Source organism: Agromyces sp. NSFZ (assembly GCF_056156205.1).
Window position 1 is genome coordinate 847,894 of record NZ_CM149585.1, and the last position, 11,817, is coordinate 859,710.

Annotated in this window: 12 protein-coding genes; 6 read left to right on the forward strand and 6 right to left on the reverse strand. The window is 72.5% G+C overall.

The features are described from left to right. Nucleotides 1-3 precede the first annotated feature (3 nt). From ACVFI9_RS04075 to ACVFI9_RS04085, 3 genes are all read right to left on the reverse strand, one after another. Nucleotides 4-762, reverse strand: coding sequence for an SDR family oxidoreductase (locus ACVFI9_RS04075; RefSeq protein ID WP_474764765.1), 759 nt, complete (start codon nucleotides 760-762; stop codon nucleotides 4-6). A 96-nt stretch (nucleotides 763-858) separates the two neighbouring features. Continuing rightward, nucleotides 859-1,248, reverse strand: coding sequence for a hypothetical protein (locus tag ACVFI9_RS04080; RefSeq protein ID WP_474764766.1), 390 nt, complete (start codon nucleotides 1,246-1,248; stop codon nucleotides 859-861). Next, on the reverse strand, nucleotides 1,238-2,116 hold the full coding sequence (locus ACVFI9_RS04085) for an RNA polymerase sigma-70 factor (RefSeq protein WP_474764767.1): 879 nt from the start codon (nucleotides 2,114-2,116) through the stop codon (nucleotides 1,238-1,240). The genes ACVFI9_RS04080 and ACVFI9_RS04085 overlap by 11 nt, the downstream gene beginning before the upstream one ends. 248 nt (nucleotides 2,117-2,364) lie before the next feature. Between ACVFI9_RS04085 and ACVFI9_RS04090 the strand changes: the two genes are divergently transcribed. The 6 genes from ACVFI9_RS04090 (at nucleotide 2,365) to ACVFI9_RS04115 (ending at nucleotide 6,773) form a co-directional block, all read left to right on the forward strand. Beyond that, nucleotides 2,365-3,603: an MFS transporter gene (locus tag ACVFI9_RS04090; protein ID WP_474764768.1), complete on the forward strand. Its 1,239-nt coding sequence runs from the start codon at nucleotides 2,365-2,367 to the stop codon at nucleotides 3,601-3,603. Between the two features lie 22 nt (nucleotides 3,604-3,625). Beyond that, on the forward strand, nucleotides 3,626-4,123 hold the full coding sequence (locus tag ACVFI9_RS04095; protein WP_474764769.1) for an SRPBCC domain-containing protein: 498 nt from the start codon (nucleotides 3,626-3,628) through the stop codon (nucleotides 4,121-4,123). Continuing rightward, the gene (locus tag ACVFI9_RS04100) at nucleotides 4,120-4,437 is read left to right on the forward strand and encodes an ArsR/SmtB family transcription factor (RefSeq protein WP_474764770.1); all 318 of its coding nucleotides are present in this window, start codon (nucleotides 4,120-4,122) and stop codon (nucleotides 4,435-4,437) included. The genes ACVFI9_RS04095 and ACVFI9_RS04100 overlap by 4 nt, the downstream gene beginning before the upstream one ends. A gap of 240 nt (nucleotides 4,438-4,677) precedes the next feature. Next, complete coding sequence (locus ACVFI9_RS04105; RefSeq protein ID WP_474764771.1) at nucleotides 4,678-5,124, forward strand: GNAT family N-acetyltransferase; 447 nt, start codon at nucleotides 4,678-4,680, stop codon at nucleotides 5,122-5,124. 93 nt (nucleotides 5,125-5,217) lie between these two features. Next, a complete protein-coding gene (locus ACVFI9_RS04110) occupies nucleotides 5,218-5,715 on the forward strand; it encodes a recombinase family protein (protein ID WP_474764772.1) in 498 nt (165 codons plus the stop codon). Beyond that, nucleotides 5,712-6,773, forward strand: a complete 1,062-nt coding sequence (locus tag ACVFI9_RS04115) for a winged helix DNA-binding domain-containing protein (RefSeq protein WP_474764773.1) — start codon at nucleotides 5,712-5,714, stop codon at nucleotides 6,771-6,773. Before ACVFI9_RS04110 ends, ACVFI9_RS04115 begins: the two co-directional genes overlap by 4 nt. A gap of 12 nt (nucleotides 6,774-6,785) precedes the next feature. Here ACVFI9_RS04115 and ACVFI9_RS04120 read toward each other — a convergent pair whose 3' ends face one another. Genes ACVFI9_RS04120 through ACVFI9_RS04130 form a run of 3 tightly spaced genes read right to left on the reverse strand, consistent with a single transcriptional unit; the run spans nucleotide 6,786 to nucleotide 11,766 of the window. Continuing rightward, a complete protein-coding gene (locus ACVFI9_RS04120) occupies nucleotides 6,786-9,701 on the reverse strand; it encodes an FAD-binding and (Fe-S)-binding domain-containing protein (RefSeq protein ID WP_474764774.1) in 2,916 nt (971 codons plus the stop codon). After that, complete coding sequence (locus ACVFI9_RS04125; RefSeq protein WP_474764775.1) at nucleotides 9,698-10,861, reverse strand: MFS transporter; 1,164 nt, start codon at nucleotides 10,859-10,861, stop codon at nucleotides 9,698-9,700. Before ACVFI9_RS04125 ends, ACVFI9_RS04120 begins: the two co-directional genes overlap by 4 nt. Next, nucleotides 10,858-11,766, reverse strand: a complete 909-nt coding sequence (locus tag ACVFI9_RS04130) for a MurR/RpiR family transcriptional regulator (protein ID WP_474764776.1) — start codon at nucleotides 11,764-11,766, stop codon at nucleotides 10,858-10,860. The genes ACVFI9_RS04125 and ACVFI9_RS04130 overlap by 4 nt, the downstream gene beginning before the upstream one ends. Nucleotides 11,767-11,817: the final 51 nt, after the last annotated feature.

Sequence of the window (11,817 nt, forward strand, 5' to 3'; positions counted from 1 at the left end):
GGCCTACCTCGCCGATGCCGGCTGCGCGGCGAGCCAGTCGGCGAACGTCGTGGTCGACAGCTGCGCGTCGGGTCCCGGGGTGAGCTCGTCGCCGCTCAGCTTCGTGCCGAAGTACGGCGCCTCGGGGTCGGCCACCACCTGGCGGGTGTCGCCGCGCGCCGCGAGGCCGCGGCGGATGAGCTCGGCCATCGCGATCTTCTCGGGTCCGCCGATCTCGACGATCCCGTTCGCGGGAGCACCCTGCGCCGCGCGGGCGACGGCGGCCGAGACATCCGCCGCCGCGATCGGCTGCATGAGGCCGGTCGAGACGCGGGCCGTGCCATCGGTGGTCGCCGCGTCGGCGATGGCCTGCGTGAACTCGAAGAACTGCGTCGCGCGCACGATGGTGTACGGCCGGCCCGACTGGGCGATGAGTCGCTCCTGCGCGACCTTCGCACGAAGGTAGCCGCTGTCGGGCAATCGGTCGCTGCCCACGATCGAGAGCGCGACGTGGTGCTTCACGCCCGCCTCGCGTTCGGCCGCGAGGAGGTTGGCCGTGGAGGTCGTGAAGAACGCGAGCACATCGGCGTCGGCGAACGACGGCGAGTTCGACACGTCGACGACCACGTCGGCGCCGGCGAGCGCCTCGGCGACACCCTCGCCGGTCAGTGTGTTCACGCCCGAGTTCGGCGACGCGGCGATCGCCTCGTGTCCGCGCTCGGCGAGCTCCGACACGACCCTCGAGCCGATGAGGCCCGTGCCCCCGATGACGACGATCTTCATGATGGACTGCCTTCCGTGCGTGGCTGCGGCGGATCCGCGGCCGTCATGAAGCTTCGACCGGGCACGGGCCGCATCTGTGACGCGGCTTCGTTCGCCTCACTCCGCGATCGGCCGGCGCCGGTTCCAGTGGGTGAGCTTGCCGGGCGCCGTGGTCAGCCAGAGCCGCAGGACCCCGCCGCGGCCGCGCGGGGCGGCATCCGGATCCGCGTCGACCACGAGCACGGCGACGACGCGACCGTCGGCGGTGCGCACCACGAGCCCCGACCCGCCGTTCACGTGCGCCGCTTCGAGCGAGGCGTGCGGGTGCGGCATCCGCAACCCGAGCAGTGAACGCATGACGGGTGCCCGCCCATGCAGCTCACCACCGGTCGCGTCGCCGCCGTCGACGACCATCAGGATGTCGCGATCGAGGAGATCCGCCAGCGCAAGCCCGTCGCGGTGTTCGAGCGCGAGAAGGAGGCCGGCGGCGAGGTCGTCACGCGACATGGTGCGTCACGGCGCGCAGCTTGTCCGGATTCATCATCCAGAGGACCTGGTCGATGCGCCCGGGGGACGCGACGACGGCCAGCACCGCGAAGGTCGTGCCGTCCTTGGAGAGGAGCACCGCGGGCTGGCCGTTCGCCACCGCCTCGGTGACCTCGACGCCGGTCCAGAAGTACGTGCGGAACGCCCGCACGTACTTCGCGACGATCTCGCGGGTGCGCACCGGGAACTTCGACGCGCGCACGTGGCCGCCGCCGTCGGAGTACGAGACGACATCCTCGGCGAACAGGCGCTCGAGCTGGTCGAGGTCGCCGGTCCGCGCGGCACTCACGAATGCGGTGAGCAGGCGCTGCTGCTCCTCGTGCGACACGTCGCGGCGGCGCTCGCCGGCGAGGTGCTTGCGTGCGCGGCTGACGAGCTGGCGTGCGGCGGCCTCGGAGACCTGCACGATCTCGCAGATCTGCTCGTACGTGTACGCGAACGCCTCCCGCAGGACGTAGGCGGCTCGCTCGTTCGGGCTCAGCCGCTCGAGCATCACGAGCACGGCGAACTCGAGGGCCTCGGCGCGCTCGGCGCCCAGCGTCGGATCGTCGCTCGTGTCGATCGGCTCGGGCAGCCAGGGTCCGACGTAGGTCTCCCGGCGCGCTCGTGCCGACTGCAGGGCGTTGATCGCCAGGCGCGTGGTCGCGGTGGCGAGGAACGCCGGCGGGTTCTCGACCGCCGTCCGATCGGCGCCCTGCCAGCGCAACCAGGCATCCTGCACGATGTCCTCGGCCTCGGTGGCACTGCCCAGCATGCGGTACGCGATGCCGAAGAGCCGCGAGCGGACGGAGCTGAAGACGGCGAGGGCGTCGTCGAGGTCGGCATCCATGCGGGTGCTCCTGTCAGTCGGCGGACGGGACCGCGTTCGGCCCCTGCAACTGAGACCGGGTGCCTCCCGTGGGTGTGACCGCCTCCGACGAGACCAGCCCGGATGCTCGGACGATACTCCGGATGCCGCAGGCCCGCGAGGCCCGGATGACCGAACCGTCGGCAGCGGCCGGCCTACCTGCAACTTCAGGGTTGCAATAGCAGCCCAGACCTGCAACTATCGAGTTGCACTAAGCAAGGGAGTGATTGATGACCGTGACCCGCAGCCTCGCGCCGACCGGCCCGACCGGGCCGACCGGGCCGACCGTCGTGCTGACCGTCCTGTTCGCCGGCGCCTTCGTGATGGGCTGCGCCGAGATGCTCGTCGTCGGTCTCATCGACCTGATCGCCGTCGATCTCGCGGTCTCGGTCCCGGCCGCCGGGGCGCTGGTGACCGCCAACGCACTGGGCCTCGCGATCGGCGGGCCGTTGCTGACGTTCCTCACGACGCGATTCGATCGACGGCGGGTCCTGCTCGGCACGATCGTCGTGTTCGTGCTCGGCAACCTGCTGCCGGCGCTCGGGGCCGACTACGCGGTGTTCCTCGCCGCGCGCGTGGTCATCGGCGCGGCGCAGGGACTGTTCATCGCGGCCGCGATGGTGACCGCGACCTCGATCGTGCCGCCCGAGCGCGCCGGCCGCGGGATGGCCGTCATCATCACCGGCTTCGCATCGGCGAGCGCCTTCGGACTGCCCGTCGGCACGTTGCTGGGGCAGGCGGTCGGCTGGCGCGGGTCGTTCGTCGCGGTCGTCGCGGTCGGGCTGCTCGTGCTCATCGCCGCGGCCCTCGTGCTGCCATCCGTGCCGACGCCGCGCGAGGGCGGCGCCGTCGGCCAGGCCCGGTTCGCCTTCGCGCCGCGGGTCATCGCCGTGCTCGGCCTCGCCGCGCTGATCTTCACCGCCATCCAGTCGGCGGTGACCTACCTCGTGCCGTTCCTCGCCGAGGTGACGGATGTCGTGGGCCCGGCGGTCGGCGCGTACCTGCTCGCCTACGGCGCCGCGACGACCATCGGCTCGTTCGTCGGCGGCCGGTTCGCCGACGCGAACGCCGCACGCGCCCTCGTCATCGGAGCGTCGGGCGTGACCGCCTCGCTGCTCGTCCTGTTCGGCTTCGCCGGCAACCCGATCGTCGCGGCCGTCGCGGTGCTGGGCATCGGCCTGTTCGGCATGGCGACGGGCCCGTCGCTGCAGCACCGCACGGTGAACCTGGCCGGGCCCGGCGCGGCGCTCGCGGCGTCGCTGCCGGCCTCCGCGGTCAATGCCGGCATCGCCGGCGGGGCGTTCGCCGGGGGAGTCGCCATCGAACTCGGCGGCGTCCCCATCGCCCCGCTCGCCGGCGCGGCCGTCGGCGCCATCGCGATCGCCGTCGCGTGGGCGACCGGCTTCCTGACGCCTGCGGCGGTCGCCGCACCAGAACGTGCCGCAGCGCGAGAGCTGCGGCATCCGTAGGAAAGGAATGATCATTGTGAGCATGACCGACAACCAGCCATCCGTCATCGACGAGGCCGCCTTCACCGTGCGGCGCACCGTCAGCATCGCCGCCCCCGTCGAGAAGGTGTGGCGAGCCGTGACCGAGCCCGAGCACATCTCCCGGTGGTTCGGACGCGTCGCACTCGACGGCACGGGCGCCGGGGCGAAGGGCACGATCACCTTCCCCGAGTTCGGCGTCGTGCCGCTCCAGGTCGAGGCGGTGGAGGCGCCGCGCATGGTGTCGTACCGCTGGGGCAACGCCGACTCGGCCGGTCGCCTGCCCGACGCGATCGACGATCGATCGACGGTCTTCACGTTCACCCTCGAGGCGGTGCCCGACGGCACCCTCCTCACGGTCGTCGAGTCCGGATTCGAGCGCACGCCCGACCCGGCCGCCGGCATGGCGGATCACGCCGAGGGCTGGGTCTCCGAGCTCGACAAGCTCGTCGCGCTGCTCGAGGACTCCGAGGGCTCCGCGGGCGTCGAGGGCGCCGCGTGACCACGGGAACGCTGGTCCCCGTGTTCGCCGCGCTCGGCGACGAGACGCGGTGGAGCATCCTTGCGGCACTCGGCGAGGGCGACGCGTCGGCGTCGGCCCTCGCCGGGCGGCTTCCCGTCAGCCGACAGGCGATCGCGAAGCACCTCGCCGTGCTGCAGGAGGTCGGCCTCGTCGAACCGGTGCCGGTCGGGCGCGAGGTGCGGTACCGGGTGATCGGGTCGCAACTCGGCGCCACGGCGCGTCGGCTCGAGGCCATCGGCGCCGAGTGGGACCGTCGCCTCGCCGCGATCAAGGAGATCGCCGAGGGCCTGTAGCCGTCGGACCCCGCTCCACCCGTTCCGACGTGTCGACGTCGCCTCGCGCGATCGCCGGCCGCCACGTCGCCCGGTGCGCCGCGGGTGTCTCGGGACCGAGCGGCCGGACGGGACATCCGGTCGCAACGGTCACAACCTCGCTGCGCGCCCGGTCATCCTTGGTGAGAGGCTCCGGCCGGTCCCACGCGTCGCCGGGTCTCCCGCCACGATGCGGCAGCCCCGATGGAGAGGGAGGGCACCATGGACACCGGAGACGGGAGTGGTCGGATCGAGTACCCCGATGCTGCCGGATACCCCGATGGCGGCGGGTTCCTCGATGAGGGGACCGCAGCCCTCGTCGACGAGGTGACGGCGGACGCGCTGGTCCAGGTCGACCGTCCATCGGCGGACGCGACATCAGAGATCGAGGTGCACCGCGTCGACGACCGGCAGGTCTATTCCGCGACGATCGACGGCCTCGAGGTGGCGACCGTCCGGTACGGCGAGGAGGACGGCCGGACCGTCGTCATCACGACGACCGTGCTGCCCGAGTTCCGCGGACGCGGCATCGCCACGGAACTCATCGCCGATGCGCTCGACGACCTCCGCGAACGAGACGGTCGCATCATCGTGCGATGTACGGTCGTGGCCGCCTTCATGGCGGGGAACCCGCAGTTCGCCGACCTCCTCGACAGCCGAGGTCGATGAGCGATCGGCGAGGATGCTCCGGTCGTGGGCATCCGGGGGCGTGCGCGTGCGGTCTCCTCGGAGACAATGGAAGCGACACGAGGGGGAACCGACATGGCCGACCAGGCGACTGAGCCGACGACGGACGCCGCGCCGAAGACGGATGCCGCGCCGACGACCATCCCCGGAGCCTCGGGCCTCACGCACGAGCTCGGCCACCACGCCCTCGGCTGCCCCGAGTGCTTCGAGGAGCTGCAGCGCAACCAGGACTGGTGGAAGGCGCGGCCGGAGGGGTCGCGGCTCGTCGGGCTCGTCGTGCCCCGTGACGACATGCCGCCGATCCTCGAGCAACGCATCGACCTGACGCGATTCGGCGTGCAGATCCTCGATTTCAAGTACCCCACCCCAGAGGCGCCCGAGTCGTGGGAACAGCGGCTCGCCCGCCTGTTCGAGACCCTCAGGGCCGGCGACGTGCTCGTCGTCGTGAACGAGCGCGCCCTCGGGCGAACGCCCGACGAGGTGGCCCGCACCATCCGCACCCTGCGACGCCACAACCTCGTGGTGAAGGTGCTGAGCCACGGCGCGCCGCATCTGGAGGACGCGCGCGCGTGACCTCCGATCGCGAGATCGCTCGCCGGCGGCTGCACTCGCAACTGCTGGCCGCCCCGGTCGCGAGCGCGGAGCAGGTCGTGTCGACGCTGCTCGGCGTGCAGGCGGAGAACCCCTCGCAGTCGGCATGGGCCGTGGCGACGCGCACCAGGACGCCGCGGCAGGCCGATCTCGCCGAGGCCCTCGCCCGCGGGCGTGTGCTGCGCACCCACGTGCTGCGTTCGACGTGGCATTACCTCCACGCGGATGATGCGGGGTGGCTGCTCGAGCTCACGTCGCCGAGGGTGCTCCCGATCGTCGACCAGCAGCTGCAGCCGGTGGCCGATCGGATGTCGCGGCTCGAGGACGCGGTGATGTCGATCCTCGGGGAGACGCCCGACCGCACCCGGGGTGAACTGTCCGACGCGCTGGCCGAGCGTGGCATGCCCCTCACCGGACAGCAGCTCATGCTGCTGCTTGCCGGTCTCGAGCTCCGCGCCCAGGTGTGCAGCGGCGTGCCGCGCGACGGAGAACACACGTACGCGCGCTTCGCCGACCGGGTGCCGGCGCCGAGGCGGCTCGACCGCGACGAGGCCCTCACCGAGCTCGCCGTGCGCTACTTCACCTCGCATGGGCCCGCCACCGACCGCGACCTCGCCTACTGGGCCACGCTCACCGTGACCGACGTCCGCAGCGGCATCGCGGAGGCGGCCGGCCGGCTCGCCTCGTTCGAGCACGACGGGCGGACGTACTGGCACGCGCCGGGTGACACCCCCGACGCGGCCGGGCCCGCGGGCCATCTGCTGCAGGTGCTCGACGAGATGTACCGCGGGTACCAGGACTCACGCTGGGTCATCGACGCCGAGCGCCTGGTGCCGGGCGGGCGCGAGTCCGCGATCGGCATGGCGCTCGTCGATGCGCAGCTGGTCGCGGGCATGCGGCGCACGGTCACCGCGAAGACGGTCACGTTCACGCTCCACCCGCACCGCGACCTGCGCCCGCGCGAGCTCGAGTCGATCCGCGAGGCCGCAGGGCGGTACGCCGACTACCTGGGCCTCGACCCGCGGGTGCAGGTGGCGTGACGCTCACGCGGGTCAGTCGTGTCGGACCCCCTCGCGAGCGACGGATTCGTCTCGAGTCCTCGGCTTCCCCGTGCTGCCCTCACGGGTGGCGCGCTCGAGCAGCTCCAGGACGTGCACGTACGGTGCGCCGGTCGCGCGTGTCATCCCGATCTCGCAGGTCCGGTTGCACGAGGCGTGAGCGTCGAAGTCGCGTTCGGCGAGTTCGGCGGCCTCCGCCGAGGTCGCGGATGCCGTCAGCTCCGGATGGAGCATGCCGCGGTCGCCGGCGAAGGCGCAGCACCCCCACGCATCCGGCACGACGGCGTCGATGGCCACGGCGTGCGCGAGTTCGCGGAGGTGTTCGTTGGAACCCAGCCGGGTGCTCGAGCACGTCGGGTGCAGCGCGATCGAGTCGAGCCGCTCGCGGATGTCCAGCTCCGGCAGCAGTCGTTCGGCGGCGAAGTCGACGCCGTCGACGATGCGCAGCGACACCGGGACGCCGTCGAGCTCGCCGACGTTCTCGATCGCGTGCACGAGTCCCTCGGTGCACGAGGAGTTGTCGCAGACGATCGGAAGGCGGCCGCCGTCGGATGCGACGAGCAGTGCGCGCACGGTCTTCTCGATCGTGCCGCGATAACCCGCCGCGAGACCCTTCGACTTCCACGGCGTTCCGCAGCACAGGCCGTCGACGCCGGCCGGGGTGACGAGCGCCACGCCGGCCCGATCGCACAGCAGCCGGAATGCGGCGGCTACTCCGATGCCGCCGTCCGCAGGGCCGAACATCGAGCCCACGCAGGCCGAGAAGAACACGACGTCGCCGTTCTCGGGGGAGGAGTGCGCCCGGCTCGCTCCGCCGCGCGGCAGGTCGGGGGTCCACAGCGGGACGACGTCGTCGCCGAGCACGGCGCGCCCGATCGCGCTCGCGACCGTGGCGACCGGTGGGACGGCCCTGGCGGCGGTCAGGGCGAGCGAGGCGCCGCGGCTCACCGCCCTCCAGCCGCCGGCCAGCCCCGCGGCGACCGCGCGGGTCGGCGCGTTCGCGTCCTGCTCCCGCAGGCGTCGCACGAGGTCCCCGGTGTTGATCATCACCGGGCACGCCGTCTGGCACATGCCGTCGGCGGCACAGGTCTCGACCGACGCGTACTCCTCCGCCGCCGCGAGCCGGGCGTCGAGCGCCGTGTCGCCCTCGGCCCTCGCCGCCGCCCTCGCCCGCCGCACCGCGATACGCTGGCGCGGGGTGAGGGTGACATCCTTGCTGGGGCAGACGGGTTCGCAGTAGCCGCACTCGACGCAGCGGTCGACCTCCGATTCCACCTCGGGCGTCAGCTTCAGGTCTTCGAGGTGCGCCGTCGGCGACTCGGTGATCAGCACGCCGGGGTTCATGACCCCCGCAGGGTCGCAGAGCGCCTTGACCTCGCGCATGACGGCGTAGAGCTCGGCGCCGAACTGGCGCTCGACGAACGGTGCCATGATGCGGCCCGTGCCGTGCTCGGCCTTGAGCGTGCCGCCGGCGCCCAGCACGAGGTCGACGAGCTCGTCGGTGAAACGCGCCTGCCGCGCGATCGCGTCGTCGGCGGTGAAGTCCTCGGTGAGCAGGAAGTGCAGGTTGCCGTCCTTCGCGTGGCCGAAGATCACCGCGTCCGCGTATCCGTGCCGCTCGAACAGGGCCTGCAACGCGGCGCAGGTCGCCGCCAGCCGCTCGACCGGCACGGCGATGTCCTCGAGCAGGGCGGTCGTCCCGGGTCGCCGGGCGCCGGCGATCGCGGCGTAGAGGCCCTTGCGGAAGTGCCACAGCCGGGCGCGCTCCTTCGGATCCCTGGTCACGGCGAGCTCGGGGGCTCCGGCAGTGGCGAGCGCGGCGGCGGCACGGCCCAGCTGCGCGGCGAGATCGTCATCGTCGTGGCCGTGGTACTCGACGAGGAGTGCGGCATGCGCGTCGATCGCGATGCCGTCGAGGATTCCGGATGCCGCGGGGTCCGCCCGGATGACCCGGAGCGAGGCCGCATCCATCAACTCGACGGTGGCGGCGCCGGTCTCGACGAGCAGGGGGAGCAGGCCGGTCGCGGCGTCCAGGGTGGGGAGGACGAGGAGCGCGGTCGCGATGCTCGAGGCGATCGGCACGGTGTCGAACACGGCTTCGGCGACGAACCCGAGGGTTCCCTCGCTGCCGATCATGAGGTGGGCGAGGATCTCGGCCGGGTCGGTGAAGTCGAGGAACGAGTTGAGGCCGTAGCCCATGGTGTTCTTGCCGCGATACTGGCGCTCGATCTCGGCGCGCAGGTCCGGACGGGAGCGCACGAGGTCACGGAGGCGCGCGAGGCCGGCGTGCAGTTCGGGCTCCGCGTCGGCGAGCCGGCGATCGGCATCGGGTGCGGACGTGTCGACGATCGTGCCGCTCGGCAGCACGAACGTCAGCGACGCGAGGGTGCGGTAGCTGTTGTGGTGCGTGCCGCACGCCATGCCGCTGGAGTTGTTGGCGATCACGCCGCCGACGGTCGCCGCGATCTCGCTGGCGGGGTCGGGGCCGAGCTTCCGGCCGTGCCGGAGCAGTCGGGCATTCACCTGGCGCACCGTCGCGCCCGGTTGCACCCGCACCCGGTCGCCGCCGGCCTCGGGTCGGATGCCGCGGAACGCGGTGCGCGTGTCGAGCAGGATCCCTTCGCTCGCAGCCTGACCCGACAGGCTCGTGCCGCCCGAGCGCACCGTGACGCCGAGGCCGGTGTCGGCCGCGAACCGGAACACCGCCGCCACGTGTTCGACGCTGCGCGGCGTGACCACCGCTGCCGGGGTCAGCAGCACGTGGGATGCGTCGACGCCGGCGACGATGCGGTCGAACTCGGCGACCGAGACATCCGGTCCGCTCGTGCCGAGGAGCGCGCCGAGGTCGGCGGCGAGCCGGGCGTCGCCCGGGGCGACGGTGGACCGTCGAGCGGTGGCGGACGAGGTCATGCGCTACGGCTTCCTGTGGTGACGGTTCGGGGGGTTCGAATGCGGACGGCCGACAACACGGCGATCGCGAGGCAGAGAACGGCGGTCGCCAGGAACGTGCCCGAGGTGGCGGGGTCGCCGGAGATCAGGAGGACGGCGGTCGGCACGAAGCTTCCGCCGACGGCACCGCAGGCCACGAGCAGCCCGGTCGCACTCGCCGCTTCAGCGTCGTCGAGCCGATCGAGCGCGAGGCCGATGATGAGTGCGTAGCTCGGAGCGAGCGCGACGACGGCGATCGCGATCGCGATGACGCCGAGCATCGGCGCGGGCGGTGCGACGAGCGCAGCGACGCCGAGCAGCCCGGTCGCGGCGAGCAACGCGATCACGAGCAGGTTGCGCGGTGCGACCCCGCGTCGCAGTACGACGGAGGAGGTGAACCGGCCCACGGCCATGAGACCCCAGAACACGGAGGTGCCGAGGGCGGCCGCGGTGGGGTCGAGGTGCAGCAGCTCGGCGGGGATCACGGCCGACCATCCGGCGAAGACCGTCTCGACGCCGACGTAGAGGGGGAGCGCGACCACGAGCGGCGCCAGTGCGATCACGCGGGCGCGGCGGAGGTCCGTCCGTGGCTCCCGGGGTGCCGGTGCCACCGAACCGCGTGCGGCGGCGGACAGCATGGCGGCGGCGAGCACCTGCAGGCCGGCCACGACGAGCAGGATGAGCCACGGCCGATCAGCGCCGGCCGAGACGACGGCGAGGAGCGGGGTGAGCGCAGCGGCGACCGCGACCGTGCCGGTGAGCGTGCTGAGCAACCCGGCGGTCGAGGTGGTCGCGAGGGACTTCGCGGCCACACTCGCCGATGCCTCGGTGAGTCCGAAGCCGAGACCGGCGACGGCGGCGGAGGCGATGAACAGGGACGCGGTGCCGGCGAGCGCGGCTCCGGCGAGCGCGCCCGCCTGTATGAGGCATCCGATCGCCGCGACGTGCATGGCGCGCACGCGCCGAAGCACCGGGCTCGATGTCAGCACACCGGCGAGGAGCCCGGTGAACAGCGCCGGAACCGCAGCGAGCACGGACGCTCCGGCGGTCCGCTCGACCGCGGGCAGCACGGACGGGATCGCCGCTGCGGTCGCGCCCAGTCCGGCGAACGAGGCGGCGAGCGCACGGGTCGCCGAGCTCACGAGCGGTGGTTCGCGCGGAGGTGGTGGACGGCGGCGTACGTGTTGCGGATCGCCGCCATCGACTGGTCGTAGCTGGCCTGGGCGACGCCGATGAAGACGCAGTCGACGACCATGAGCTGGGCGATGCGGCTGCCGAGCGCCCCCGAGCGGAAGCCGGTCTCACGCGCCGCCGTGGTCAGCACGATGTCGGCGTGCCGGGCGAGAGGCGAGCCGCCGTGATTGGTGATCGCGATCGTCGTCGCCCCCGCCCCGCGCGCGATGGCGAGGAACTCCATGGTGTCGACGGTGCTGCCGCTGTGCGAGACGGCGATCGCGACGGATCCGGCGTGCAGCGTGGCCGCCGAGGTCCATGCGGCGTGGGGATCCGACCAATTGAGGGCCGTGCGTCCGATGCGGGTGAGCTTCTGCTGCAGATCGAGCCCCACGAACGAACTCGCGCCCACGCCGAAGATGTCGACCCGTTGCGCGTCGCCCACCGCATCGACGGCCGCCTGGAGCGCGGCGACGTCGAGCACCTTCGCCGTGTCGGCGATCGAGAGCGTCTCGGCCATCGAGACCTTCGCCACGATGTCCTCGAGGCTGTCGTCGCGGTCGATGTCGCCGGAGACCTCGGGCAGCCCGGCCGTCTCGAACGTCTCCCGGGCGATCTCGCGCAGCATGTCGGCACGGAGATCCTTGAGGTGGCCGTAGCCGATGCGCCTGCAGAAGCGCACGACCGAGGTGGTCGAGGTGTCGCAGCGGGCCGCGAGCTCGGCGATCGAGGTCGTCGCGATGATGCCCGGTTCGGCGATCAGGAGCGAGGCGATGCGCTGCTCGCTCGGCCGGAGTTCGGGCAGCATCGCCCGGATGCGCACCAGCACGGGGCGCTCGTCGGCCACATCGGTGCGGACCTCGCGTACGGGCATGGCTCTCCTCGTCGACCACTCTCGACCCGGGATCGGGCTGTGAAGACCACC